This is a genomic window from Nocardia sp. NPDC024068 (assembly GCF_040638875.1).
Taxonomy (GTDB): Bacteria; Actinomycetota; Actinomycetes; order Mycobacteriales; family Mycobacteriaceae; genus Nocardia.
Genome location: NZ_JBEZYU010000008.1, coordinates 101,541 through 127,122 on the forward strand (window position 1 = coordinate 101,541; position 25,582 = coordinate 127,122).

The following is a 25,582-nucleotide window of genomic DNA, read 5'->3' on the forward strand; positions in this document are numbered from 1 at the left end:
GAGATTCCTTCGCGGAGCGGGATTTTCAGGAGCGGTTCTGGACCCGGGACAGGTCGGTGCCGATGGCGGTGGCGGTGGTCAGCAGCGGTGGGAGCAGGTCGGCGCGCACCGTATCGGCCGTATAGCGGGCGGCGTGGGTGGAGATGTTCACCGCCGCGCAGACGGCGCCGGTGTGGTCGCGGATCGGCGCGGCCATGGACCGCAGCCCTTCCTCGAGTTCCTGGTCCACCAGGCAGTACCCCGCCACGCGGGTGCGGGCCACCTCGTCCCGGAGGGCGTCGGTGGTGAGGACCGTGCGATCGGTGAGCGGGGTCAGCGTGACCTTGGCCAGATACTCCTCGAACGCGGGCTCGGACAGGCCCGCGAGCAGTACCCGGCCCATCGAGGTGCCGTAGGCGGGGAAGCGGGTGCCGAGGGTGATCGATACGGTCATGATCCGGCTGACCGGGACCCGTGCCACATAGACGATGTCCTCGCCGTCGAGGATCGAGACCGAGGTCGACTCGTGCACCTGGTTGGCCAGCGCCTCCAGATGCGGGCCCGCGACCTCGGGCAGGCTCAGACTGGACAGATAGCTGTAGCCCAGTTCCAGGACCCGCGGGGTGAGCCGGAACTGCGAACCGTCGGTGCGGACGTACCCGAGTTCGACGAGGGTCAGCAGGAATCGGCGGGCGGTGGCCCGGGTCAGTCCGGTGGCCTTGGCGACCTCGCTGAGCGTGCGGCGCGGATTCTCGGCGTCGAAGGACCGGATGACGGCCAGGCCCCGGCCCAGGGACTGTACGTAATCCGGGGAGGGTTCGGTCATGATGATTCCTCTGCGTCCGTGGAGCCGGTCGCGGGCCGGTCGGACGGCCCGGCCCCGACCCCCTCGGCGAGCGCGTCCCGGCCGAGTCCGAAGGCGAGGTTACTGTTCGGCACGCCCGCGTAGACGGCGGTGTGCAGGAACACCTCGGCCAGTTCGGCGGGCGCCACCCCGGCCCGCAACGCGGCGCGGATATGCATATCCAGCTCGTGGGTGTTGCCGACGGCGGTCAGGATCGCGAGGGTCAGCAGCCGGCGGGTGTGGTGGTCCAGCCCCGGCCGGGTCCAGACATCGCCCCAGGCGGTGCGGGTGATGAAATCCTGGAACGGTTCGGTGAACGCGGTGGTGGCGGCCACGGCCCGGTCCACATGGGCGTCGCCGAGCACCGCGCGGCGAACCCGCATGCCCTGATCGAACGCGGCGGACCGCTCGCGGTGCCCGGCCAGATGTGCGGCGAGCAGGGCCGAAACCCGCCCGGCCTGTTCGATATTGGCAAGATGCGCGGCCGGGTCCAGTACGTGCAGCACCGAATTCGCGATCCCGTCGGCGAGGACACGCATATCGCCGGGGGTGGTGGCCGGGTCCTGCGCACCGGCGATCACCAGGGTGGGCGCGGTGATCCGGGCCAGGTCGGCGCGCCCGTCGAACTGCGCGAGTGCGGTGCAGCAGGCGGCGTAGCCCGCGTCCGGGGTGGCCGAGACCATCGCTTTGCTGCGGGCGACCAGGCCGGGATCGCGATCGATGAGCGGGGCGGTGAACCAGCGGCCGACCACCGCGTCGGCGAGCGCGGCCGTACCGTCGGATCGGACCGCCTCGGCGCGGTCGAGCCAGGCCTGCGCGGTGCCGAATTTCGCGGCCGTGCACAGCAGGGTGAGCGTGCGCACCCGCAGCGGCGCGTGCGCCGCGATCCATTGCGCCACCGCGCCGCCGAGCGACAGCCCTACCAGGTGGACCCGCTCGCGGCCCAGCCGGTCCAGCAGGGCCAGCACATCGGCGGCGAGGTCGGCGATCGTGCAGGCTCCGTCGGCGGCCGGGGAATCGCCGTGACCGCGCAGGTCGACGGCGAGTACCTCGTACTCCCCGGACAGCGCGGCGACCTGCGGATCCCACATGGACCGGTCCGAACCCAGCGAGCCGAGCAGGACCACGGTGGGGGCATCGCCGCCGGGTCCGGTCGCCCGGTAGGCCAGACCGGTCTCCGGTCGTGCCGTATCCGCCGCGGTGGTACTCATGCCATCTGCTCCGTTTCTCTCACCGGTGTTTCGTGCGTGGTGCGGCGTGCCCGGTCCGGGCGCGCCCCGGTCCCGGGGTCACCGGTCACGGTCGGTCCGTGGTGTCGTGCGTTGTTCGAGGGTCGCCGGGCGTATCCGTTGCGGTGGGGACACCGGTGTCGCGGGTGGTCAGGACGCGGTCGACCAGATCGGTCGCGTGACCGAGATAGGTTGCGGGATCGAGGAGTTCGCGGACCCGATCGGCCCCCAGTACGTCGACGATCGCGGGATCGGTGGTGAGGGCCGGGGGATCCGCGGTCGCGGCGGCGGTGACTATCTCGCGCGCCCGGTCGGTGTGCTCGGACAGCGCGGCGGTTAGGCGTTCGGCCAGCAGCAGTCCCCCGGTGATCTCGAGGTTGCGCGCCATCGCGCCGGGGTGGACGTGCAGCCCGGTCAGGCTCTGCGCCAGCCGGTGGGCGGCGCCCCCGGTCAGGCGCAGCAGATCGGTGACGGTTTCCCATTCCGCGTGCCACGCCCCCGCCGCGCGCTGGAATTCGTGGTCCATCGAGGCGAGCGCGTCCGCGACCAGACCGGGAACCCGCCGCGCGGCGGCCCGCGCGGTGATCGCGGCGACCGGATTGCGTTTATGGGGCATCGCCGACGAGCCGCCGGGGGAGGCCTCGCTCACCTCCCCGACCTCGGTCGCCGACAGCGCGACGAGATCCGTCGCGATCTTGGCGACCGCGCCGGCGGCGACACCGAGTGCCGTGCACAGTTCGGCTATCGGGGTCCGGTCGGTGTGCCACGGGACCCGCTGGTGCGCCAGGCCGAGTTCGGCGGCCAACGCGTCGGCCACCTCGAGTCCGTGCGGATACAGCGCCGCGAGAGTGCCCGCGGCCCCGCCGAATTGCACGGGGAGTTCGGCCAGCACCGAGATCAGCGCCCCGGCGGACCGGTCCAGCGCCGCGCACCAGCCGGCCGCGAGGGCGCCGAAGGTGGTCGGCAATGCCTGCTGACCCAGGGTGCGCGCGGCCATCGGGGTGTCGCGGTGGGTGCGGGCGAGTCCGGCCGCGGCGTCCGCGGCGGCGCCCAGATCCGCGACGATCAGTTTTCCGGCGCGCTGTACGAGCAGGAGTAGCGCATTGTCGAGAATGTCCTGACTGGTCGCGCCCCGGTGTACCGCGGCGGCGGGGACGCCGCGGTCCGCGCAGGCCGCGCGCAGTTTCCCGACCAGCGGGATCACCGGATTGCCGCCCGCGACGGCCGCCTCACCCAGTGCCGCCGGGTCGAGGGCGGCGGCCACCGCCGGACCGGCCGCGTCGATGGCGGCGGCGTGGTCGCGGTCGACTACACCGGCTACGGCCTGCGCGCGGGCCAGCGCGCATTCCACCTCGACCAGTGCGGTGATCCAGGCGCGATCGGAGAGGACGGCGCCGAGCCCGGCCGCTCCGAACAGCGGGTCGAACAGTTCTCCACGCGCCACGGTGCGATTCCTCCTAGAAGTAGAAGAACGGGGTTTCGGCGCCCTCCGGGTCGGCGTCCTGGAGCACGATGCCGAGGTGGTAGCCGTCGTCGGTGGTGGTGGCGATCACCTTGTGCCGCTGGGATTCCGGCAGCGCGCGCAGCACCGGGTCGGCGGCGTTGGCGGCCGCTTCGTCGGGGAAGTAGAGCCGGGTGATCGCCCGGTTGAGCATGCCGCGCGCGAAGATCGAGAGGTTCAGATGCGGCGCCTGGGTACCCGCGTCACCGGCCGGTACGGCCCCGGGTTTGACGGTGGTGAACCGGGCGGTGCCGGTGGCGTCGGCGGGGCAGCGGCCGAACCCGCGGAACGCGCTGTCGGTCTGCGGGCGCGGGTCGTCGGGATGTTCGAACACTCCGTCCCGGTTGGCCTGCCAGACCTCCACCAGCGCATCCGCGACCGGGTTGCGGTCGCCGTCGGTAACCGTGACGGAGATCGTGAGCGATCCGGTGGTCCCGGGGGTCACGATTTCCGGTCCGTCCGGCCAGGGCAGTCCGATATGGAGGAACGGCCCGACGGTCTGCGACGGTGTCGGTCCGAAATCGACGGTGCTGAAATCCCCCGGCGTCACCGGGTAGCGGGGGGCGAATACGGCGTCATTCATCGTGGTCGTCCTCCTCGAACGGCGTCGCGTCACGACCCCGCAGCACGATGTCGAAACGGTAGCCGAGCGCCCAGTTGCCGCGGGTGGCCGAATAGTCGAACACGCTGATCATGCGCTGGCGGGCGCCCTCGGGAACCGAGTTGTAGATCGGATCCTGGAAGAACATCGGATCGTCGGGAAAGTACATCTGGGTGACCAGGCGCTGGGTGAAGGCGCGCCCGAACAGCGAGAAATGGATATGCGCGGGCCGCCACGCGTTGTGGTGGTTACCCCACGGGTAGATGCCGGGTTTGATGGTGGTGAAGGAGTACTGCCCGTCGCTGTCGGTGAGCGTCCGTCCGACCCCCTCGAAATACGGGTCGAGCGGGGCGGGCCACCGGTCGCCCTGATGCCGGTAGCGGCCGGCGGCGTTGGCCTGCCAGATCTCGACGAGGGTGTGGGGCACCGGTGTGTGATCGCTGTCGAGGACCCGGCCGTGGACGATGATCCGCTGACCTGACGCCTCGCCGCCGCGGGCGAGGGTCAGATCCGCGTCCGCGGCGGTGACCCGGCCTTCGCCGAGCGCCGGTCCGGTCAGCTCGCCGAGCCGCTGCGGTAGCAGTACCAGCGGTTGTTTCGGGTGCCGCAGGGCGGTGGTGCGGTAGTCGGCGAAGTCGAGCGGAGCTTCCTCGTTCTTGTCGATACCGCGGTACGGCGGTGGCAGTTGGAGCATGCGCGACGACCTCATGTTCGTTATGTGGACATAGTTTCGGTATGCGAACAGCATAGGACGCCGAGCTGTGGGTGCCAAGCATCCGGGAAGGATTTGTTCGCTATGCGGACGCTGGTTCACAATCCGCACGAGGGAGGTTACAGTGGTCCGCGTGATGGACAAAGTCATTCCCACGGCCGCCGGCGCGGTCGCCGATATTCCCGCCGGGTCGTCGCTGGCCGTCGGCGGGTTCGGGCTGGTCGGCGTCCCCGAAGTGCTGATCAACGCGCTACTGGACCAGGGCGCCGGCGATCTGGAAGTGGTGAGCAACAACTGCGGTACCGCCGGGTTCGGGCTCGGTGTGCTGCTCGCGGCGCACCGCATCCGCCGCACCGTCAGTTCCTATGTCGGCGCCAACGAGGAGTTCGCCCGGCAGTACCTTTCCGGCGAACTGGAGGTCGAACTGACCCCGCAGGGCACCCTCGCCGAACGGATGCGCGCCGGTGGCGCCGGCATCCCGGCGTTCTTCACCCCGGCGGGCGTCGGCACCCAGGTCGCCGCGGGCGGTCTGCCGCTGCGCTACGACGGTTCCGGCGGTATCGCGGTCGCGAGCCCGCCCAAGGAGACCCGGGAATTCGACGGCGTCACCTACGTCATGGAACGCGGCATCGTCACCGATTACGCGCTGGTCCACGCCTGGAAGGGCGACCGGCACGGCAATCTCGTGTATCGCGCGAGCGCCCGCAACTTCAACCCGCCCGCCGCCGCGGCGGGCCGGATCACCATCGCCCAGGTCGAACACCTCGTGGAACCCGGCGAACTGGATCCCGACGAGGTGCACACCCCCGGTATTCAGGTCCAGCGCGTGGTGCACGTGGGCAAGGTCGAGGTCGGAATCGAGAACAGGACGGTGCGCGCATGACGCTGACCCGCGAACAGATGGCGGCCCGGGTGGCCGCGGAACTCGAGGACGGGCAGTACGTCAACCTCGGTATCGGGATGCCCACGCTGGTACCCAACTATCTGCCGGGTGACATCGACGTCGTCCTGCATTCGGAGAACGGTGTCCTCGGTGTCGGCCCGTACCCCACCGAGGAGGAGCTCGATCCCGAGCTCATCAACGCGGGCAAGGAGACCATCACCGTGCTGCCCGGCGCCTCGTACTTCGACTCCGCGCAGTCGTTCGGCATGATCCGCGGCGGCCAGGTCGATGTGGCCGTACTGGGCGCCATGCAGGTCAGCGCGTGCGGTGATCTGGCGAACTGGATGATCCCGGGCAAGATGGTCAAGGGGATGGGCGGCGCCATGGATCTGGTGCACGGTGCCCGCCGGGTGATCGTGATGATGGACCACGTCTCGCGCGGCGGGGAACCGAAGATCGTCGCGGAATGCTCGTTGCCGTTGACCGGTATGGGCTGTGTGGATCGCGTCATCACCGATATGGCCGTCCTCGATATCACCGAGACCGGTCTGCTCCTGGTGGAAACCGCGCCGGGTGTGACCGTCGAGGAGGTGCGGGCCGCCACCGGCGCCGAGATCCAGGTCGCCGCCGGGCTACTGGAGCGGGTGAGTTGAAATGCCCGCGGCGGAACGGGACCGGACCCTGTTACAGGGCCGGAAGTTTCGCCATCGCCGTCCGGATCACATCCAGGAACCAGCGCTGCGGCGCCCCCTCCGGGGTGTGGCGGGTGTAGGCCGCGACCTCCACCGGGTCGATCGGCCACGGCAGCCGGAAGATCCGCACGGAATGGGTGCGGCCCAGAGCCCGGGCTACCCGCTCGGGCACGATCGCGACCAATTCGCTGTCCTGCACCACATACGGCAGCGTCGCGAACCTGGTGACCCGCACCGCGATCCGGTCCTCGAGCCGATGTTCGGTCAATGCGGCGCGGGGGCCGGGATGCCCCGTACCGCCTTCCACCACCACGTGCCGTTCCTGTTCGAGCGCGGCCTGGTCCGGGGTATCGGACCGGATCCGGGGGTGATCGGCCGCGACCATCCCCACGTACCCCTCGGTGAACAGCGGTGTGCGGCGCAGGCGTGGCGAATCGAGAACCGGGCTGGCGATCACGGCATCCAGTTCGCCGCGCGTCAGCTGATCGGTCGCGGTGTCCAGGTCGAACGCCCGCACCCGCAGTCCGGCCCGCGGCGCCTGCTCCGCGAGTTCGGCCAGGACCAGCGGCAACACCGTCACCTCGCCGAGGTCGGAGAGGCCGAGGGTGAACCGGGTCGGGCGGCCGGGGTCGAATTCGCCGGTCGCGCCGAGCGTTTCGGTGACCTTGGCGAGCGCGGTGCGCAATGGCGGGTACAGCCGTTCGGACTCCGAGGTCGCGGTGAGCCCGCCGGGGCCGCGGACGAAGAGTTCGTCGTCGAGGCGCCTGCGCAATTTGCCGAGTCCGTAGCTGACGGTCGGCTGGGTGACGCCGAGCAGATCGGCTGCCGCGGTGACGCTGCGCGTCTCGTAGAGCAGGACGAATGTGCGCACCAGGTTGAGATCGAAATCGGATGCCATAGATCCTCTCTATTCAACTTCGGAAAAACATCTATTGGATTTCTGATGGACGCGAGCTTAGCGTGAGTGCCATCACAGTTCCGGGTCGGCACGCACGACTCGAAGATCAGAAATGAATTCCCCCATGAACAAACTGCTGTCGTGGCCGGCCGCGTTGTGCTGGCTCACCGTGCTCCTCGACGGGTACGACCTCGTCGTGCTCGGCGCGGTCATCCCGACTCTCATCGACGAGAACCACATCGGCTTCACCGCCGCGAGCGCCACCTTCGCCGCCACCATCTCCCTGGTCGGCGTCGCGATCGGCGCGGCGGGAGTGGGACCGCTGGCCGACCGCTACGGCCGCCGCCGGGTGCTGCTGGCCTCGATCGCGCTGTTCTCCGTATTCACCATCGCGGTGCCCTGGGCCGGATCGGTCGGCGTATTCGGCGCCTTCCGGCTGCTGGCCGGACTGGGACTCGGTGCGTGCATGCCCACGGCACTGACCTTCATGGCCGAACATATGCCGCCCACCCGCCGGGCCTTCGCCAGTACCTTCACCATGACGGGCTACCACGCCGGTGCCGTCCTCGCCTCGCTGCTCGCGCTGTGGCTGGTCCCGGACTGGGAGATCCTGTTCTACGCCGGTGGTGTCGCCGGACTCCTGCTGCTGCCGCTCATGTGGCGCAAACTGCCGGAATCCGACGCCTACCTGCAAGCCCGCGACAAAACCGAGCGGGTCAAGCCCACGGTGGTGCTCCAGCCGCGCTACCTGCGCACCACGCTCGGCGTCTGGGTGGGCTCGTTCATGGGCCTGCTGCTGGTCTACGGCCTGAACACCTGGCTGCCGAAGCTGATGCGCGACGCCGGATACAACATGTCGACCTCGCTGACCCTGCTGCTGGTGCTGAACATCGGCGCCATCATCGGCCTGGTCGTCGCCGGAATCCTCGCCGACCGCCGCGGCACCAAACCGATCATCCTGGTCTGGTTCGCCGCGGCCGCGGTCCTGCTGGCGCTGCTGAGCGTCAAGGTGTCCGGCACGGTCGCCCTCAACGCCCTGGTCCTGGTCACCGGCATCTTCGTCTTCTCCGCGCAGGTCCTCGTCTATGCCTATGTCACCCAGGCATATCCGGCCGAGGTCCGGGCCACCGCGCTCGGTCTGACCGCGGCCGTCGGCCGCCTCGGCGCCATCTTCGGCCCGAGTATCACCGGAGCGCTCATCGTCTCCGGTTCCGCCCACCCCTGGGGCTTCTATTTCTTCGCGGCGGTGGCCGCGCTGGGACTGATCGCACTGGCGACGGTGCCCCGCCTGGCCCGCCACGACGACCCGCCGGCCGAACCCGCCCGCACCGGACGCGACGATCTGAAGGAGTACGCCACATGACCACCACCCGCACCCAGGTAGCCATCGTCGGCGCGGGTCCGGCGGGCCTGCTGCTGTCGCATCTGCTGCACCGCTCCGGGATCGACTCGGTGGTCGTGGATATCCGCGACCGGCACGAGATCGCCACCACGATCCGGGCCGGCATCCTCGAGGCCGGATCCGTGCGGACCCTGGTGGAGTCCGGTGTCTCCGATCGGGTGATGACCGAGGGCGACCGGCACGACGGTGTGGTGTTCCGGTTCGGCGGGGAAAACCACCGCATCGATTTCAAGGACCTGGTCGGCGAATCGGTGTGGCTGTACCCGCAGAACGATGTCTTCGTCGATCTGGCCGCGCGCCGCGAAGCCGACCATGGCGATGTGCGGTACGGGGTCACCGATACGTCGGTGGATATCGCGGCCGAGCGGCCGGTCGTCTCCTTCACCGGAGCCGACGGCCGGCCCGCCCGGGTGGAGGCGGATCTGGTGGTCGGCGCCGACGGGTCGCGGTCGATCTGCCGGAAGACCTTCCCGGCCGGGACCCGCAGCGAATGGTTCCGCGAATATCCGTTCGCGTGGTTCGGTTTCCTCGCCGACGCACCGCCGTCGCATCCGGAACTGATCTACGCGCATTCTGAGCACGGCTTCGCGCTGGTCAGCCAGCGCACGCCCACCGTGCAGCGGATGTATTTCCAGTGCTCGCCCCAGGAGCGTCCCGAGGAATGGGACGACGACCGGATCTGGGCCGAGATGCGCCGCCGGGTGAACGGGAACGGCTTCGAGATCGTGGAAGGTCCGATCAGCGCGAAGATGGTGCTGCCGTTCCGGTCCTTCGTCACCGCGCCGATGCGGTACGGTCGCCTGCTGCTCGCCGGCGATGCCGCGCACACCGTCCCGCCGACCGGCGCGAAAGGCCTCAACCTGGCGCTGGCCGATGTGCGGGTGCTGCACGAGGCGATCATCGATTTCCTCGGCGGTATGGGCGATCCCGCGCTCGACCGCTACACCGAGCGGGCGCTGGACCGGGTGTGGAAGGCCCAGCACTTCTCCTACTGGATGACCACCATGCTGCATTCGGTGGAGGGCGCCTCGCCGTTCGATATCGAACGCCAGCGTGGGGAATTGGCGCTGGTCACCGGCTCCCAGCACGGCGCGGCCTACCTCGCCGAGGCCTACACCGGCTGGCAGCAGGCCGCCTGACCTCGACGTCCGGCACGGATTTCCGCCGATCCGGACATCATCCGGCGGCGCCGCCGCGATACTCGTTCCCGCCACGATTCATGAATCAGGAGTTCTCATGACCACCACGGCCGGACCCTCCACCACCGCATGGCACGGCGCGCTCTTCGACGGCGCCTTCCGCCCCGCCTCGAACCCGCTGCCGGTGCTCTCGCCGGCGACCGGCGCGGTCGTCGATACCGTCGGCGAGGCCGGTGCCGAAGACCTCGACCGGGCAGTGGAATCCGCGCTCGGAGCACAGCGGGCATGGGCCGCGCGCACCTACGACGAGCGGGTGGCGGTGCTGCTGCGGGCCGCGCAGCTGCTGGGCGAGAACCCGGACCGGCTGGCATCATGGCTGGTCGCCGAAGCCGGGTCGGGGCAGGGGAAGGCCGCCTTCGAGGTCGGGCTGGTGACCAGCGAACTCCAGGAGTCGGCGGCACTGGCGTCGCACCCGTACGGCGAGATCCTGCGATCGAGCAGACCGCGATTCTCGGTGGCACGCCGGGTGCCGGTGGGCGTGGTCGGCGTGATCTCACCGTTCAACTTTCCCGGCATCCTCTCGATGCGGTCGGTGGCGCCGGCCCTGGCCCTGGGCAACGCGGTGATCCTCAAACCCGATCCCCGCACGCCGATCTCGGGCGGCCTGGCACTCGCCGAACTCCTGAGCGAAGCGGGTCTGCCCGCCGGTGTCCTGCATGTGCTGCCCGGCGGCGGCGAACTGGGCGCGGCGATGGTGTCGCATCCGCGGATCCCCTGCCTGTCGTTCACCGGGTCGACGGCGGCGGGCCGGCGGATCGCCGCCGAGGCGGGGCCGCTGCTGAAGAAGATCCATCTCGAACTCGGCGGGAACAACGCGCTGCTGGTACTCCCCGACGCCGACGTCGCGGCCGCGGCCTCGGCCGGCGCGTGGGGTTCGTTCCTGCATCAGGGCCAGATCTGCATGACCACCGGGCGGCATCTCGTCCACAGCTCGATCGCCGAGGACTACATCGCGACGCTGGCCGGTAAGGCCCGCGCGCTCGCGGTCGGTGATCCGGCCGACCCCGGCAACGCGCTGGGCCCGATCATCGACGCCGCCCAGCGCGACCGCGTCCACGATCTGGTGACCTCCGCCGCCGCGGCGGGGGCCACCGTGGCCGCCGGTGGCGAGTACACCGACCTCTACTACCGGCCGACGGTGCTCACCGGCCTCACCCCGGACAACCCGGCCTGGACCGAGGAGATCTTCGGCCCGGTGGCGCCGGTGCTCACCTACGACACGCTCGACGAGGCCGTCGATCTGATCAACGACTCCGAATACGGTCTCTCGGTGGGCATTCTGACCGGCGACGCGTTCAGGGCCTTCGAACTGGCCGACCGCATCCATTCCGGCGCCGTCCACGTCAACGATCAGACGGTGGACGACGAGGCGGTCATCCCCTTCGGAGGTATCAAGGCATCGGGGGTGGGCGGCCGGTTCGGCGGTCCCGCCGCCAACCTCGACACCTTCACCGAAACCCAGTGGGTCACGGTGCAATCGGAGATCGCCCGCTACCCGTTCTGAGATCCTGCCGCGCGATGTCCGGCGCCGCTGCCACGGCCCGGGCATTTCGGCCGAAGGTGTCGGGCGGCGCCGGCGAGGGTCCCGGTGCGCGGATCAGCCGGGTGCGGTGGCGCCTTCCGGGTGTACCCGATGTTTGCCCTCGGCGAATTCTTCGACGATCTTCGCGCAGAACGCGGGCAGGTCGCCGGGGTTGCGGCTGGACACCAGGCCGTGGTCGTTGACCACCTCCTCGTCGACCACGGTGCCGCCGGCATTGCGGATATCGGTGCGCACGCTGGGGTAGGAGGTGAGGGTGCGCCCGCGCACCACATCGGCCTCCACCAGCGTCCACGGACCGTGGCAGATAACCCCCACCGGTTTTCCGGCGGCGAAGAAATCACGGACGAATCCCACCGCCGCGGAGTCTTGGCGGAGCTTGTCCGGATTGGTGGTGCCTCCGGGGAGTAGCAGGGCGTCGAATTCGTCGGCCGAGCAGTCGCCGACCACCCGGTCGACCGGGAAGGTGTCGCCCTTCTCCACGTCGTGGTTCATGGCCTGGACCCGTCCCTGCTGCAACGAGACCAGCGCCGTGCTCGCACCCGCGTCCTCGACCGCCGATCGCGGTTGCACGAGTTCGACCTGCTCCACGCCGTCGGCCGCGAGGATCGCCACCCGCCGTCCGGTCAGATTGTGCTGGGCCATCTCTTGCTCCCTTCTACGCGGAAACGCTGTACCTGCGAAAACTCGGTGCCGAAACCGGCCTGTGGTCGACCTACCCCGGCTCGCCGCCGCAAAACAGGTGTGATCGGCGCTACCGCCGAGATCGGGGCCTGCCGGATTCGAGAGTCCGATTCCGGGTAGCCGACCCTTGTCCGGAACGACAAGAAAGGGTTTTCGTTGATGAACGTCCCGATCAAGAGCACGCTCGACCCGGAACAGCAGCGGATCACCGGTGAGGCCCTGCGCGCCACCGTCGTCGACCTCATCGATTTATCGCTGATCGCCAAACAGGCCCACTGGAACGTCCTCGGACGCAATTTCCGCTCCGTACACCTGGCCTTGGACGAACTGGTCACCGCGGCCCGCGATTTCACCGACCAGGCCGCCGAACGCGCCACCGCCATCGGGGTGAGCCCGGACGGGCGCGCGGCAACGGTCGCCAAGGAGTCCGGTGGACCCGATTTCCCGGACGGCTGGCAGCAGGACACCGATGTGATCAACGCGGTCGTGGAGAATCTCGACACGATCATCCGCCGGCTCCGGGTGCGGATCGACAGCACCGAGAAGGCCGACCCGGTCAGCCAGGACCTCTTCATCACGATCGCGGGCCGGCTGGAGCAGCTGCACTGGATGTGGCAGGCTCAGCTTTCCTCCGCCTGATCCGCCGGCGCGGCGTCGCGGACCGGCGGGCGGCCCGGGGTCGCGTAGGGTGGCCGCTACGGTCCCCGCCGGGTTGTGTCGCGCCGGATACCGGCGCTATGGGAGGAGTGCAGGTGGTAGAGGTTCCCGGTGCGCCGTACGGAGTGAACACCGGCGCCGACGGTGCTCTGTGGTTCACCCTGGCCGGTGCGGGCGCGGTGGGCCGCTATCACGAGGGCGAGGTACGCGTTTTCGCCTCCGATCGCCCCGGCGGCCAGCCGACGGTGATCGTGCCCGGCCCCGGTGATGCCATGTGGTTCAGCGAATTCCGCGGCAACCGGATCGGCCGGATCACCGGGGAAGGTGATCCGGCCTGGTTTCCGGCCGAGACTCCGTACGGACTCACCACAGGTCCGGACGGCGCACTCTGGTTCACCGAACTACAGGCCGATCGGATCGGCCGGCTGACACCGGACGGGAACACGACCTATTTCCCGGTGACCGGTATGCCCTCGATGATCACCGCCGGTTCCGACGGCGCGCTCTGGTACACCCTCAACCAGGGCAACGCCATCGGCCGGACCGGCCTGGACGGAGTATCGACCGTTCATCCACTCCCCACACCGGGCGCGAACCCGGTCGGTATCACCGCGGGTCCGGACGGGGCTCTGTGGTTCGTCGAGATCGGCGCCGGCCGGATCGGCCGGATCACGACCGCGGGCGATATCGAGGAATTCCCGCTGCCCGATGCCGCCGCCCGGCCGCATGCCATCATCGCCGGGCCGGACGGCGCCCTGTGGTTCACCGAATGGGCGACCGCCCGGCTCGGCCGCATCACCGTCGAGGGCGTGATCAGCGAAACCGAACTCCCGGGTTCCGAACCGCACGGTCTGGCCGTGGGGCCGGACGGCGCGCTCTGGGTGGCGATGGAATCGGGCACCCTCGAGCGCGTCCCGGTGTGAACGCGAATCCGACCGGTACTCAGTCGGTTCCGGGAGGTCCCGCGATCTCGTGCAGGCTGCCCTCGGACAGGCGCAGCCACCGTCGCACACCGATCTCACGCAGGAATCGTTCGTCGTGGCTGACCACGACGAACGCGCCTTCGTAGGCATCGAGGGCGCTCTCCAGCTGTTCGACGCCGACCAGATCCAGGTTGTTCGTCGGCTCGTCGAGCAGGAGCAGTTGCGGTGCCGGTTCGGCGAACAGGACACAGGCCAGGGTCGCCCGCAGCCGTTCACCGCCGGAGAGCACGCCGACCGGTAGCTGGACGCGGCTGCCCCGGAAGAGGAACCGGGCGAGCAGATTCATCCGGTCCGAGTCCGGGAGGCCGGGGGCGGCCGCGGCCAGGTTCTCGGCGACCGTCCGGTCCGGATCGAGCAGATCCAGCCGCTGGGAGAGATAGGCGACCCGGCCCTCGGCGCGGGTGATCTCCCCGGAATCCGGGGCCAGATCACCGTGCACGATCCGCAGCAGAGTGGACTTGCCGGCACCGTTGGGCCCGGTCAGCGCGATCCGTTCGGGGCCGCGAATGGCCAGGTCGGTGCCGTCGGGGCCGAGGACCGTGCGGGCACCGAATCGGTGGCGGAGATCCTCGCCGAGAAATACGGTGCGTCCCGCCGGAACCCGGGTCCGCGGCAGTTGCACCGCGATCCGGTGCTCGGTCCGTATCGCACGTTCGGCCGAATCCAGTTTGGTCCGGGCCGCCTCCACCCGCGCGGCGTGGGTTTCGTGGGCCCGGCCCGCCGATTCCTGCGCGTTGCGTTTCATCGTGCCCGCGAAAATCTTCGGCAGCCCGGCATTGCCGAGATTGCGCGCGGCGGTGCTCGCCCGGCGTGCCGCGCGTTCGCGGGCCTGCTGGAGTTCACGCTTCTCGCGTTTGACTTCCTGTTCCGCATTGCGGATGTTCTTCTCCACGACCTCGCGCGCCGCGCGGACCGCTTCCTCGTATTCGGTGAAATTGCCGCCGTGGAAGGCGATCTCGCCCGCGTGCAGTTCGGCGATACGGTCCATCCGGTCCAGGAGGGCGCGGTCGTGGCCGACCAGCAGCAGGCAGCCCTTCCAATCGCCGAGTACGTCGTAGAGCTTGTGGCGGGCCTCCAGATCGAGGTTGTTGGTGGGTTCGTCCAGCAACAGCACATCGGGCCGGCGCAGCAACTGGGCCGCCAGCCCCAGGGACACCACCTGACCGCCGCTGAGCGTATGCAGCGGTCGGGTGAACGACAGCTCCCCGATTCCCAGCCGGTCCAGTTGGGCACGGGTACGTTCCTCGATATCCCACTCCGAACCGATGGTCGTGAAATGTTCCTCGGCGGTATCACCCGATTCGATCGCCTCGAGCGCCGCCAGCAAGGGTGCGATACCCAGCAGCTGGGCCACGGTCATATCGCGGGTCAGTGGCAGGGTCTGGGGGAGATAACCGAGGACGCCGTCGACGGCGACGCTGCCGGCCGTCGGCGTCAGCTCACCGGCGATCAGGCGGAGCAGGGTGCTCTTCCCCGCGCCGTTCGGAGCCACCAGGCCGGTACGCCCGGCGGGCACGGAAAAGGACAGGCCGGTGAATACGGGAGTGTCGTCCGGCCAGGAGAACGACAGATTCGAGCAGACGATACGGGCATCGGACATCAGGGAGACCTCTGTTTCGTGCGGGCGCCCGGTGGCAGCACCGCGAACGGATCGGCGAACGACGATATGGCCACAACAGCGGCGCCCGATGCGCCCAACCGGTGGCCGTCAGAGCCGGGTGACCCCGGAGATGTCGAGTTCACCAACCATGGTCGGTCTCCTGTACTTCGATAACCGGTAAAAGGGTATCAGCCGCGCGGCCGAGGTCGTGGGCCTCCGTCCACCTGCCGCGACCGGTTCCGGAAATGGATGAGCAGGTCGTGTGGGGACACGGCCTGCTCATCCTCCGCACGCTCCTTCGCGAGCAACGTGCGTTCCGGGTAGTGGTTCGGTGGTGCGCCGGCAGTCGTGCGATCGCGTCCCGTGAGCGGATCGGACAGCGGACGGGAGGGCGGATCGGGACTGCCCGAGCGGTCAGATGCAGATGGTGGCGCTGCCCAGAGGCAGGCAGAGCACGACCGATCCCGTGATGGGACCGAGAGGCTCCTGCATCGGGCCGGTCGCGGCCGACGCGGCGGGCGCCGCGGCTGCGCCCAAGGCCAGTGCGATGGTGGTGGCGGCGAAGAGTTTGGTGATTCTGGCTGGCATTTCGGACCCTTTGATTGGTTGAAACCCGTTGATTTGCTGCGCTCTCCCAGTTTTCGCCGGTCAGGGCACCGATACCAGACAAGGAAGGATTAAGTTCCGGCGCGCGGGTCACAGAAGGGTTGCCGCGACGGCAATACGAAGTCGCGTATTTGTCACGAGGCGGCCGCGGCGGCCCGGATCGGTTACTCGGGCACGCGTACCAGGCACTCGTCGTAGCTCACGCCGGATTCGAAGCAGTCGGCCACACCGCTCTGCACATCGCCGGAGGTGGGTGGTTCCCCGCAGAGCAGGCCGCAGCGCTGGTAGCCGGGGACCTCGGCGCCGTCGGGGTAGCGGCAGCCGTCCTCGCCACAGGTGTAACCGCGAGTGTTCGGGTCGCGTGCCAGCGCCACCTGCGAATACGACCAGACGTGGGATTCGCTGCCCACGACCGCGGTGCAGTAGACGGTTCTTCCGTCCGACTCCGCCTGCCCGACGGCGCCGGGTTCGGCGCAGTAGTCGTTCAAGGCGACCACCGGGATCTCGGGATCGGCCCGCGCCGGACCGGCGGCCGGGGCGGCGATCGGCGCCGCGCCGGCGGCGAACAGCACCGCCGCCGCGGCGAGGATCCGGATGCGTCCGGACAGAAGTGTGTGTGAATGTGCTGGGTACCGCATGGATTCACCATTCTCGATACTCGGGTGCGTGACCTGATCGTCTCGGGTGTCGAATCGGGCGGCTACATCCGTCCGAAGGAGGAGACGATGGGTTTCCACCGGTCACTCGGCGGTGTGGACTTCCCGGCTCGCGCCGTTGCGCAGCCCGTCCGCCCAGCCGTTCTGGACATCGCCGGTCGTGGGCGGTTCACCGCATCGCGTACCGCACCGCTGTTCCTCTGGAACCTGGTTCCCGTCGGGGAACGTGCAATTCGCTCCGTAGCAGGTGTACCCGCCGGTGTTCGGATCCACCGGTAGTGCCTGGGGTTCGGGCCACATGGACCATACGAAGGAGTCGGAACCGTTGATCGCGGTGCAGTAGACGGTCTCACCGTCCGCGAGGTGTCCCACCTCGCCGGGAGCTTGGCAGTACTGATTCAGTTCGACCTGTGGACCCGGTTGTCCGGCGACGAATGCGTTGCCGCCGAAGGGAAGGGCCACCGCCGGTGCGGCGGTGAAGATGAGCGCAACGGCCCCGACCATGGTGCCGATCAGTCGAGGGCCCGCCCGCAGGAACTGCGCTTGTGGCCTCATGGGTGGATTCCGTTCTGTTCGAGTGTCCGACCCGATTCGACTCGATTGATAGTAGCTATCGCCGCTGCTCGGTGGCAATGGCTGTCGTTCTGCCGGCACCCTGCTCGCCGCCGCGCGGGTTCGCGTCCGGTGCGATATCCGGCCGGGTCCTGGACGTGGCGCCCGCCCTGTGTCTACGTTGTAGATCTACTGTCGATCCCGGAGAACGGAGCGCCTTCGTGACAGCTGAATCCTCGCGTGGTCGCCGGAAAGCCGGCGCGGGCCGCCGGGACAGCCCGGTGACCCGGACGGCTGTCCTGAACGCGGCGCTCGAGATCGTCGACCGCGACGGGATCGACGGATTGTCGATGCGACGTCTGGCCGAGGCGGTGGGACGTGATCCGATGGTGATCTATCGGCATGTGCCGAACAAGGCGGCGGTGCTCGACGGTGTCGCGGAGGTGGTCTTCGCCGAATTGTCGGTCGATGCCACGGCTTCCGATTGGGTTGCCGAAGTGCGTCGCGTGGCCCGGGAGTTCCGGCGCGTGGCGTTGGCGCATCCGCTGGTGGTGCCGCTGCTGGTGACCCGGCCGCTGGCCACCCCGCTGGGGCAGCGGCCGCAGGCGGTGGTGCGGCCGCTGGAGGATATGCTCGCGCTGCTCACCCGGGTCGGATACACGGTTGTGGACGCGTTGCACATCTATCGGGCGTTGTTCGGGTTCCTGTACGGACACGTCCTCAACGAAGTGCAGGAGATCGTGGAACGCCCGGAAGAGACCGACGATCTGCTCCGGCTGGGTTTGTATCGGCTGCCGATCGGCGAGTTCCCACTGGTTCGGAGCCTGGCGCCGGTGCTGGCGGCCTATGACGGCGCGGTGGAACTCGAGCGTGGGCTGAATATCCTGCTGGCCGGTCTCGCGGCGACCGTACCTGGACCGGGTCCCGCCGCGTCCCGGCCGGGTGACGCCGTTCTGCCCGGCCCGGACGACGCGCCCGCAACACGGTGACGGGTCACCCCGGGTACATCCGTCGCGGGGTAGCCGGGGCGAGAGTGATGTCGAGGCCGGCGAGCAGGGTGTCGAGGCCGCGTTCCAGTTCGGTGACGCCGTCGTAGCCGGCCAGCTGTGATGCGAGGCCGCGCAGTAGCGGGAACTCGGTGAGGGGCAGATGGTGCAGGCCGAGCCGGAGCAGGTCGGTGGTTTCTTCCGGGCGTTCCACGATCTCCTGCACCTCGTTGAGGACGTGCCCGTAGAGGAATCCGAACAGGGCGCGATAGATGTGCAGGGCGTCGCCTCCGCTGAAGTCGGCCCGGGTGAGCAGATCGAGAATATGTTCCAGCGGGCGCAGGGTCCCCGGCGGCCGCAGGCCCAGCGGGGTGGCCAGCGAGCGGGTGACCAGCAGCGGCACCGCGTGCGGATGCGCTATGGCGAGTCTGCGGAAGTCCCGGGCGACGAGGCGTAGCTGGCGGCGCCAGTCGGGGTCGGTGGAGTCGACGGTGAGTTGTTCGAATACGAACTCGGTGACGCCGTCGAGGAGCGCGGCCTTGTTGGTGGCGTGCCGGTACAGCGCCGCCGGGTCGTGGCCGAGCCGGTTGCCCAGGTGCCGCATCGACAGCCGCTCGACGCTCTCGCGGTCGATGATGTCGAGTGCGGCGGCCAGTATCACCGCGCGGGTCAGGGGATGAATACTGCGGCCCGCGGGGTGACCATCCGGGCCGCCGGGCGGTCCGGCTCTGATCGTGTTCATCGCGCGCCCCGCTGTTCATCTGCTGTTGATAACAGCGTAATTCTACACTGTAGACACACGGTGTATCCGCGCCTAGACTGTGGACACAGCCGGGCCGCGCCCCGGCATCGGTCCGGCCACGGCGCAACACCCCGGCAATTCGAGGGTATGAACAATGGCAATCACCGAAGTCGGTGTCTACGCGCACCTCAGTCCTGCCGACGTCGACGCACTGGGGCTGGAACTGGACGCGATCCGGCGTGACATCGTGGCACGACGGGGGGCCCGGGATGCGGCCTACATCCGCCGCACCATCGCCCTGCAGCGCGGGCTGGATCTGACCTCTCGCCTGGTCATCGCCCTGAGCCGGGGCAAGGTGGGCTGGGCGCTGGCCACCGCCGGGCTGGCGGTGGCCAAGAGTATCGAGAACATGGAACTCGGCCACAATGTCTGCCACGGCCAATGGGATTGGATGAACGATCCCGAAATCCATTCCGGCACCTGGGAATGGGATATGGCGGGTTTGTCTTCGCAGTGGCGATACTCCCACAACTTTCGCCACCACATGTACACGAACGTCATCGGGATGGACGACGATATCGGCTTCGGCGTCATGCGGGTGACCCGCGATCAGCCGTGGCGGCCGCGGTTACTGCTGCAGCCGTTGCAGAATCTCATGCTGGCGGGCCTGTTCGAATGGGGTATCGCCCTGCACGACCTGTACTCCGAACGCGATCGCGTGTCCACCCCCGCGGGAAAGACCGCGGAGACCAGGGCGTTCCTGAAGAAGGTCGGCAGACAGGTCGGTAAGGACTATCTGCTGTTCCCGGCGCTGAGCGGGCGGCGTTGGCGGCGGACACTCGCCGCGAATACAGCAGCCAATGTGGTGCGCAATCTGTGGGCGTACGTCGTGATCTTCTGCGGCCATTTTCCCGACGGTGCGGAGAAGTTCGAACCCACCGTGGTCGAGGCGGAATCGAAGGCCCAGTGGTATCTGCGGCAGATGCTCGGTACCGCCAATTTCGACGCCGGACCGGTACTGGCGTTCCTGAGCGGGAACCTGTGCTACCAGATCGAACACCATCTTTTCCCGGACCTGCCCAGCAACCGCTACGCCGAGATCAGTCACCGGGTGCGCGCGCTGTGCGACGAGTACGACCTTCCGTACACCACCGGCCCCCTGCTGCGCCAATACCTACTCACCCTGCGCACCATCCACAAGCTCGCCCTGCCGGACGACTTCCTGATCGCGGGCAGCGACGATGCGCCCGAGACGGGCTCGGAGAAGAAATTCCACGGCCACAACGAATGCGGCAACAGCGACGCCGGCTCGAGCGGCCGGCGTGGCCTGCGCTCGGCGCTGCGCGCAGTGGCGGCGCATTCGACGCCGGCCGGACGAAGAAAGGCGGATATGTGCAGATCCGAACCAGTGGCCCTCCCGGTGTCGGCTCGAGACCCCGAGGCGGCCGGTTGTGTTTGCCGCACGGCGATATGAGGCCCGTCGCGTGAACACGACCACCATCTCCTACGCGCATCTGTTCCGCCTCAGTGACGAGTGCGGAATCTTCGAGCACGCGCGGCTCACCGAGCCCCTCGTCGACCACGGTTACTGCGTCGACGATGTGGCCCGCGGCCTCGTCGTGGCCGTTCGCGAACCCGAACCCGCACCGCAGCTGCTCGACCTCGCCCGGGTGTACTTCGACTTCGTGGTCGATGCACTCACGCCGGACGGGCGGTGCCATAATCGGCGCGGTTCCGACCGGCACTGGCAGGACGAACCGAGTCTCGACGATCATTGGGGCCGTGCGTTGTGGGCGCTCGGCGCCGTGGTCGCACACAGCCCCGATCTGGCGCAGACCGCGTTGGCGCATTTCACGGTCGCCGCCCGGCAGCGGCCCCGGTCCGCGCGCGCGATGGCGTTCGGCGCGCTGGGGGCGGCCGAGGTGTTGCGCGCGCATCCGGACAATCGTTGTGCGCGGAATTATCTGGTCGATACCGCGGCGCTGATCGGTGCACCCACGCGCCGGCCCGATTGGCGGTGGCCCGAGCCGCGACTGGCGTACGCCAACGCCGTGCTGGCCGAAGCGTTGCTCGCGGTCGGGACGGTACCCGGCAGGGAGCGGATACAGGCGGACGGTTTGGCGATGTTGCGCTGGTTACTCGAGACCGAGACGGCCGGTGATCATCTCTCCGTGACCCCGATCGACGGCTGGGTGACCGGGGAACCCCGGCCGGGCTTCGACCAGCAGCCCGTCGAGGTCGCCTGCCTGGCCGACGCCTGCGCCCGCGCCTACGACGCCACCGGAGACCGCCGCTGGAAGGAAGCCGTGATGCTGTGTGAAGCATGGTTCCGTGGCGCGAACGATATCGGGACGCCACTTATCGACCCGGACAGCTCCGGCTGCTCCGACGGACTCGAGCACACCGGCAGAAGCGAAAACCAAGGCGCCGAAGCGACACTCGCCCTGATCTCCACACAGCAGCAGGCCCGGCGATTGGCGCAGGAGCCGGCGTAGCCGATAGGCGGCCGGCCGCAGGACCACCGTGACAGGAGTGCCGATCATGACATCACAATCCAATGCGTTCGACGCTCGCCGGCAGGAGTGGTCGGCCCGCCGGGTGCGGCTGGAGTTCGATGCCGCCGGCGAAAAGGCCGACGGTGTCTGGTGGCCGCACAGCCGCGACCTCGTCGCGGAGCTCGCGGGTCTGTTCCCGGTGCTGCAGCCCGGGTTCGGGCCCGTCCGGCGCGTGATCTATCACCTCGACGAATGGTCCACCTCACCAGCGGAACTGGAAAACGGTGGCCGCCGGATCCGGCTCGACGGTTGCCGGCATCGGCCCCCGCGCACTCTCGATATCGTCGGCGACGGCGTCACGCTCACCTTCCGGCTCCTCACCCCGGTCGCCGACGGCGCGCTGAACCGTGGCCGGCGGCATCCGGATTCCGACGGCGGGACGGGATCGGATATCCAGGCGTGGCTCAGAGCCCGGCGCCGTCCGGTGCCGCGGCGAGGCCGGTGAGCGCGACAGGCGATCCCGAATGTGAATGACGTAGACCTACAGTGTTGACACGGGGTCCTCGGCGGCGTCTACTGGAAGTACTCAACAGATCCGAGGGATCGTCATGATCGTCGTCATCGGACTCGTCATCCTCATCGCAGCGGTACTCGTCGGCGTCGCGGGTGTATTCGCCAACAGCGGCTCCGCGCACACATTGACCGACGACTTCGCGGTATTCGGCTACCACGTCACCGGCTCCACCGGGGTGCTGTTCCTCTACGGCATAGTGGTCGGCGGTATCGGGATCGCGGGCCTGGCACTGCTGCTGGCCGGGGCTCGTCGTAGTGCCCGCCGTGGGCGTGCCGCCCGCCGCGAACTCGAAGCAGTACGTCGTGACACCCCGGTCGGCGAGGCGCGCCCGTCGCAGCCGATCGGCGCGGAGCGGGAAGCCCCGATCTACTACACCCCCGCCGCCACCGATAGCTCCGCCGCGGCCCCCGGCCACGTCGCCGCGCCGTATCCAGATGATCGGCCGCCGCACCGTAGCGGCCTGAGCCGGATATTCGGCCGCTCCGGAGCTCGATAGGCGGACGCTGCGCTCGGCACCGGAACCGGCCACGCGAACCCATCGGACCCTCGCCGGCCGGGACGATCGCACGCACTATCCGAGACCGGGCAACCCCAGCGTGACCGTCCTCCGAGCCGCACCCACCCCGATCTACAGGGACCGTACGCGGTCCCGGTCAGGAGCGTCGCGATGACGCGGCAACCCGAGCAGATCCTGCCGGACCACTCTGTTCGCTTGTCCCGCCGCATCGGTTCGCTGCCGCCCTCGCGGCGGCGGCCGGCGCCGAGAATGCCGCGACCCGGGGCAGTGGACGGCGCCTGGTGGCCGCATACCGACGACCTGGCCGCCGAACTGGCCGCTCTCGATTTCGAGGCGCTGCAGCGCGGACGCGCACGGCCGGTCGACCGCATCATGTACAACATCGGCGATTGGCGGCCCGCGCCGAAACGGATGGCGCTCGGCGGGCGTTCGATTCATCTGGATGGCTACCGGCATCTATCCGCACATACCCTGTGCGTTCTCGGCCTGGACCGCACCCGCCTCGTACTGCTGGTGATTCCCCCGTGCACCGAGGCCGCGACCGCGCGGCTGCTGCTGTCCGCCGCATCCCGGCCCGGCAACGAACGCACCGCCCACGAACTGCTGGCGGCCGCCGACCGGCAAAGCCGCGAGTACGCGCAGAACGCGGACGCATTGCGCCGCTGGGACGACGAAGGGGGACGCACACCGCTCCCGGCGGGACGAGCCCCTTCCCCCGCGGGGCCCCGGGCGGGTCCGGAGAGGTCGATATGACGCAGGACCCGCAGCGCACGGGCGGCGGCCGCGGCTCCGGCCCGTTCCAGGTCACCGGCGGCGGGCAACCGTTCGCCGCGCCCACCCGCACACCGCGGCTACTGCTCGGCGCTCCCGCGGAAGGTTCCGAATGCGTAGCCGGCGCCTGGTGGCCCAGAACCGACAACCTCACCACCGAGATGCACGATCTGATCAGTTCTCTCACCGCGCGACTGGGGGTCACCACACGGATCGCCTTCGACTGGAATTCGCTGAGTCTGTCGCAGCGGGGCATCGACCCTCCTGACGGGATCGAGGTCACCGGACCATTACCGGACCAACCGCCCGCGGTGATGTACGTGTTCGGCCCGCACAATCGGTGCATCCGGCTGCTGGTGATAGATCCCGCGACCACCGCGCCCCGCGCGGAGGCGCTGATGCGCGACGCTGTGCGTGCCGTCGTCGACCCATCGGACTCATGAACCGGGCTTGTCCGAAGCGACGGTGACCGCAGGGCCCGCGCGGCAGTTGCGGCGTCCGGATTCCCACTCACAGGTCGAGTCCCGACAGAGCTGACCGCGGTCGGCCCGCGGTCGCGTAGAGGCAGGTCACGAATGCGCGGATGCGGGCATTCGTGCCCTGCCGTGGCCAGATGGCCGCGAATCTGATCGGCAGGTCCTCGTCCAGCGGGATCCAGGTGACACCCGGGATGCCGACATGCGATTCGGCGCTGGCGCAGGCCATGGATACACCGGCGCCTTCGGCGATGAGGAACGGTATCTCCTGCCAGGAGATGGCGGCGTGGCCGTGGGGGATCGGGCGTCCGGACGGGGTATAGCGTTTGTTGTGTGTACAGTGCCCGGCGACGTGCTCGGTGGTTATTGCGGGCGTGGCGGGCTTCACCGGGCGACCGGGTACGCCACTCGCCCCCGCCGCAGTTCCCTCATCATCGGCAACTGCGGTTGAGGTGAGTGGCGTCGTCGACCGGATGAGGCCGGTCGTCTGTCCGGGCCTACGGTTGCGCGCCGAGGAAACTCGCGTCGTCCAGCGACAGGACCAGGGCGGTGAGTGCGCCGATGTAGGAGTACTGCCGTAGGCCCATGCACATGCCGGTGGCGGTGTGGGTGAGCGTGGACTGGATCGCCCCACCGCCGAGACCCCGGGCCCCGCCCGCGCCGGAGGTGATGTTGGAGAAATGGACCTCCACCACCGGCTTGGTGGTTTCTTCGAGGGCGTGGCGGACCGCTTCTCCCACGGTGGTGAGCCCCGCCGGGTTGATGATGTACCCGTCGACCTGTTCGGCCGATTCGTGGATGAACTCGAGGATCGCGCCCTCGTAGTTGGACGAGAAGGTCGACACCTCGACGCCGAGATCGCTGCCGAAACCGACGACGAATGCTTTCAGGTCGTCCAGGCTCGCGATCGCGCCGTAGACCTTCTTGCTGCGGGCGCCCAGGTTCGACATGTTCGGACCGTCGATGACAGCGATCCGATGACGTCTATCGCTCACCCGCTTGATCGAATGGGACATGAGAATCCTTTCTGCGTGGCGTCTAGGTGTAGCGGAGGCCGGCGTCGACCAGCAGGGTCTGCCCGGTGATGTAGCCGGCGCCCGGGGAAGCCAGGAACTTCACCGCTCCCACGACGTCCTCGGCCGATCCCTTGCGCTTGATGGCCTGCTCGGCCAGGATCCCGGCCCACTGGTCGTCGGTGATGGTGCCACGCGGGATCTCGGTGACGATGCCGTGCGGGCTGACGACATTGACGGTCACGTTGTATTCGCCCATTTCCGTGGCCAGCGATTTGCTCAGCGCCGATACCGCGCCCTTCGAGGCGACATAGTGGGCGTAGTTCGCGCGGCCGGTGGTCACCACCGACGACGAGATATTGATGATGCGGCCGGATTTCTGAGCCTTCATGTACGGGGCCACGGCCTGCACACACAGGAAGGTCCCGCGGGAGTTCACGGCGAAGACCTTCTCCCATTCGTCGATATCGATCTCGTCGAACGGCTTCATCACCAGGGTGGAGAAGATGGCGGCATTGTTGATCAGCACATCGACGGTGCCGAACTTCGCCACCGCGGCGGCGACCATGGCATCGACGCTGCCCTTGTCGGCGACATCGGTGGTCACCGCGAGCGCCGTCCCACCGGCCGCCTCGACCTCGGCCTGCACCGCGGCCGCCTTCTCACCGTTGAGGTCCGCGATGACGACGGCATCACCGTCGGCGGCGAATTCGAGGGCGTACCGTCGGCCGATACCCTGGCCGGCTCCGGTGATGATCACCGTGCGCTGTTCCGACATGATTGGATCCTT

General features: G+C 68.9%; 29 protein-coding genes. 14 read left to right on the forward strand and 15 right to left on the reverse strand.

Annotated elements, in window-relative coordinates:
* Positions 1-25: 25 nt before the first annotated feature.
* The 5 genes from AB0F41_RS10970 to pcaH form a co-directional block, all read right to left on the reverse strand.
* The gene (locus AB0F41_RS10970) at positions 26-805 is read right to left on the reverse strand and encodes an IclR family transcriptional regulator C-terminal domain-containing protein (protein WP_357422612.1); all 780 of its coding nucleotides are present in this window, start codon (positions 803-805) and stop codon (positions 26-28) included.
* Positions 802-2,034 (reverse strand): 3-oxoadipate enol-lactonase, encoded by a 1,233-nt coding sequence (gene pcaD, locus AB0F41_RS10975; RefSeq protein WP_357422613.1) that lies wholly within the window; start codon positions 2,032-2,034, stop codon positions 802-804. Before pcaD ends, AB0F41_RS10970 begins: the two co-directional genes overlap by 4 nt.
* Positions 2,035-2,119: 85 nt before the next feature.
* Complete coding sequence (gene pcaB / locus AB0F41_RS10980; RefSeq protein WP_357422614.1) at positions 2,120-3,496, reverse strand: 3-carboxy-cis,cis-muconate cycloisomerase; 1,377 nt, start codon at positions 3,494-3,496, stop codon at positions 2,120-2,122.
* A gap of 13 nt (positions 3,497-3,509) precedes the next feature.
* The gene (gene pcaG / locus AB0F41_RS10985; RefSeq protein ID WP_357422615.1) at positions 3,510-4,136 is read right to left on the reverse strand and encodes a protocatechuate 3,4-dioxygenase subunit alpha; all 627 of its coding nucleotides are present in this window, start codon (positions 4,134-4,136) and stop codon (positions 3,510-3,512) included.
* Positions 4,129-4,848, reverse strand: coding sequence for a protocatechuate 3,4-dioxygenase subunit beta (gene pcaH, locus AB0F41_RS10990; RefSeq protein ID WP_357422616.1), 720 nt, complete (start codon positions 4,846-4,848; stop codon positions 4,129-4,131). Before pcaH ends, pcaG begins: the two co-directional genes overlap by 8 nt.
* 154 nt (positions 4,849-5,002) lie before the next feature.
* Here pcaH and AB0F41_RS10995 point away from each other — a divergent pair, with 154 nt between their 5' ends.
* Positions 5,003-5,749 (forward strand): CoA transferase subunit A, encoded by a 747-nt coding sequence (locus tag AB0F41_RS10995; protein WP_357422676.1) that lies wholly within the window; start codon positions 5,003-5,005, stop codon positions 5,747-5,749.
* Complete coding sequence (locus AB0F41_RS11000; RefSeq protein WP_357422617.1) at positions 5,746-6,402, forward strand: CoA transferase subunit B; 657 nt, start codon at positions 5,746-5,748, stop codon at positions 6,400-6,402. Before AB0F41_RS10995 ends, AB0F41_RS11000 begins: the two co-directional genes overlap by 4 nt.
* A gap of 31 nt (positions 6,403-6,433) precedes the next feature.
* Here the strand turns inward: AB0F41_RS11000 and AB0F41_RS11005 are convergent, their stop codons facing one another.
* Positions 6,434-7,339, reverse strand: coding sequence for a LysR family transcriptional regulator (locus AB0F41_RS11005; protein WP_357422618.1), 906 nt, complete (start codon positions 7,337-7,339; stop codon positions 6,434-6,436).
* 124 nt (positions 7,340-7,463) lie between these two features.
* Between AB0F41_RS11005 and AB0F41_RS11010 the strand changes: the two genes are divergently transcribed.
* From AB0F41_RS11010 to AB0F41_RS11020, 3 genes are all read left to right on the forward strand, one after another.
* On the forward strand, positions 7,464-8,702 hold the full coding sequence (locus AB0F41_RS11010; protein WP_357422619.1) for an aromatic acid/H+ symport family MFS transporter: 1,239 nt from the start codon (positions 7,464-7,466) through the stop codon (positions 8,700-8,702).
* Positions 8,699-9,880 (forward strand): 4-hydroxybenzoate 3-monooxygenase, encoded by a 1,182-nt coding sequence (locus tag AB0F41_RS11015; protein WP_357422620.1) that lies wholly within the window; start codon positions 8,699-8,701, stop codon positions 9,878-9,880. The genes AB0F41_RS11010 and AB0F41_RS11015 overlap by 4 nt, the downstream gene beginning before the upstream one ends.
* A 97-nt stretch (positions 9,881-9,977) precedes the next feature.
* Positions 9,978-11,444, forward strand: coding sequence for an aldehyde dehydrogenase family protein (locus AB0F41_RS11020; protein ID WP_357422621.1), 1,467 nt, complete (start codon positions 9,978-9,980; stop codon positions 11,442-11,444).
* Positions 11,445-11,537: 93 nt separating this feature from the next.
* On the opposite strand, the gene AB0F41_RS11025 is transcribed toward AB0F41_RS11020, so the two are convergent.
* Positions 11,538-12,125 carry a type 1 glutamine amidotransferase domain-containing protein gene (locus AB0F41_RS11025; protein WP_357422622.1) on the reverse strand — a complete coding sequence of 196 codons (588 nt, stop codon included), beginning with the start codon at positions 12,123-12,125 and terminating at the stop codon, positions 11,538-11,540.
* A 198-nt stretch (positions 12,126-12,323) separates the two neighbouring features.
* Between AB0F41_RS11025 and AB0F41_RS11030 the strand changes: the two genes are divergently transcribed.
* Positions 12,324-12,803 carry a DNA starvation/stationary phase protection protein gene (locus AB0F41_RS11030; protein WP_357422623.1) on the forward strand — a complete coding sequence of 160 codons (480 nt, stop codon included), beginning with the start codon at positions 12,324-12,326 and terminating at the stop codon, positions 12,801-12,803.
* 107 nt (positions 12,804-12,910) lie between these two features.
* Positions 12,911-13,744, forward strand: coding sequence for a virginiamycin B lyase (locus tag AB0F41_RS11035; RefSeq protein ID WP_357422677.1), 834 nt, complete (start codon positions 12,911-12,913; stop codon positions 13,742-13,744).
* Positions 13,745-13,763: 19 nt separating this feature from the next.
* Here AB0F41_RS11035 and abc-f read toward each other — a convergent pair whose 3' ends face one another.
* From abc-f to AB0F41_RS11055, 4 genes are all read right to left on the reverse strand, one after another.
* Positions 13,764-15,404 carry a ribosomal protection-like ABC-F family protein gene (gene abc-f / locus AB0F41_RS11040; protein WP_357422624.1) on the reverse strand — a complete coding sequence of 547 codons (1,641 nt, stop codon included), beginning with the start codon at positions 15,402-15,404 and terminating at the stop codon, positions 13,764-13,766.
* Positions 15,405-15,818: 414 nt separating this feature from the next.
* Positions 15,819-15,992, reverse strand: coding sequence for a hypothetical protein (locus AB0F41_RS11045; RefSeq protein WP_357422625.1), 174 nt, complete (start codon positions 15,990-15,992; stop codon positions 15,819-15,821).
* Between the two features lie 182 nt (positions 15,993-16,174).
* Positions 16,175-16,648, reverse strand: coding sequence for a hypothetical protein (locus tag AB0F41_RS11050; RefSeq protein ID WP_357422626.1), 474 nt, complete (start codon positions 16,646-16,648; stop codon positions 16,175-16,177).
* A gap of 102 nt (positions 16,649-16,750) precedes the next feature.
* Complete coding sequence (locus AB0F41_RS11055) at positions 16,751-17,221, reverse strand: hypothetical protein (protein ID WP_357422627.1); 471 nt, start codon at positions 17,219-17,221, stop codon at positions 16,751-16,753.
* A 218-nt stretch (positions 17,222-17,439) separates the two neighbouring features.
* On the opposite strand from AB0F41_RS11055, the gene AB0F41_RS11060 reads away from it, so the two are divergent.
* Positions 17,440-18,207 (forward strand): TetR/AcrR family transcriptional regulator C-terminal domain-containing protein, encoded by a 768-nt coding sequence (locus AB0F41_RS11060; RefSeq protein WP_357422628.1) that lies wholly within the window; start codon positions 17,440-17,442, stop codon positions 18,205-18,207.
* Between the two features lie 4 nt (positions 18,208-18,211).
* On the opposite strand, the gene AB0F41_RS11065 is transcribed toward AB0F41_RS11060, so the two are convergent.
* Positions 18,212-18,946, reverse strand: coding sequence for a TetR/AcrR family transcriptional regulator C-terminal domain-containing protein (locus tag AB0F41_RS11065; RefSeq protein WP_357422629.1), 735 nt, complete (start codon positions 18,944-18,946; stop codon positions 18,212-18,214).
* Between the two features lie 154 nt (positions 18,947-19,100).
* On the opposite strand from AB0F41_RS11065, the gene AB0F41_RS11070 reads away from it, so the two are divergent.
* From AB0F41_RS11070 to AB0F41_RS11095, 6 genes are all read left to right on the forward strand, one after another.
* Complete coding sequence (locus AB0F41_RS11070) at positions 19,101-20,420, forward strand: fatty acid desaturase (protein ID WP_357422630.1); 1,320 nt, start codon at positions 19,101-19,103, stop codon at positions 20,418-20,420.
* Between the two features lie 10 nt (positions 20,421-20,430).
* Complete coding sequence (locus tag AB0F41_RS11075; RefSeq protein ID WP_357422631.1) at positions 20,431-21,441, forward strand: glycosyltransferase; 1,011 nt, start codon at positions 20,431-20,433, stop codon at positions 21,439-21,441.
* Positions 21,442-21,487: 46 nt separating this feature from the next.
* Entirely contained in the window at positions 21,488-21,946 is a 459-nt protein-coding gene (locus tag AB0F41_RS11080) for a DUF5994 family protein (RefSeq protein WP_357422632.1), read from the forward strand.
* 103 nt (positions 21,947-22,049) lie between these two features.
* The gene (locus tag AB0F41_RS11085; protein ID WP_357422633.1) at positions 22,050-22,511 is read left to right on the forward strand and encodes a hypothetical protein; all 462 of its coding nucleotides are present in this window, start codon (positions 22,050-22,052) and stop codon (positions 22,509-22,511) included.
* 171 nt (positions 22,512-22,682) lie between these two features.
* Positions 22,683-23,285: a DUF5994 family protein gene (locus AB0F41_RS11090; RefSeq protein WP_357422634.1), complete on the forward strand. Its 603-nt coding sequence runs from the start codon at positions 22,683-22,685 to the stop codon at positions 23,283-23,285.
* Positions 23,282-23,746: a DUF5994 family protein gene (locus AB0F41_RS11095; RefSeq protein ID WP_357422635.1), complete on the forward strand. Its 465-nt coding sequence runs from the start codon at positions 23,282-23,284 to the stop codon at positions 23,744-23,746. Before AB0F41_RS11090 ends, AB0F41_RS11095 begins: the two co-directional genes overlap by 4 nt.
* 67 nt (positions 23,747-23,813) lie before the next feature.
* Here the strand turns inward: AB0F41_RS11095 and AB0F41_RS11100 are convergent, their stop codons facing one another.
* The 3 genes from AB0F41_RS11100 to AB0F41_RS11110 all read right to left on the reverse strand — a co-directional run bounded on the left by AB0F41_RS11100 (position 23,814) and on the right by AB0F41_RS11110 (position 25,570).
* Positions 23,814-24,167, reverse strand: coding sequence for a hypothetical protein (locus AB0F41_RS11100; protein WP_357422636.1), 354 nt, complete (start codon positions 24,165-24,167; stop codon positions 23,814-23,816).
* Between the two features lie 109 nt (positions 24,168-24,276).
* A complete protein-coding gene (locus tag AB0F41_RS11105) occupies positions 24,277-24,795 on the reverse strand; it encodes a type II 3-dehydroquinate dehydratase (RefSeq protein WP_357239578.1) in 519 nt (172 codons plus the stop codon).
* A gap of 22 nt (positions 24,796-24,817) precedes the next feature.
* Positions 24,818-25,570, reverse strand: a complete 753-nt coding sequence (locus tag AB0F41_RS11110; protein WP_357422637.1) for a glucose 1-dehydrogenase — start codon at positions 25,568-25,570, stop codon at positions 24,818-24,820.
* Positions 25,571-25,582 lie beyond the last annotated feature (12 nt).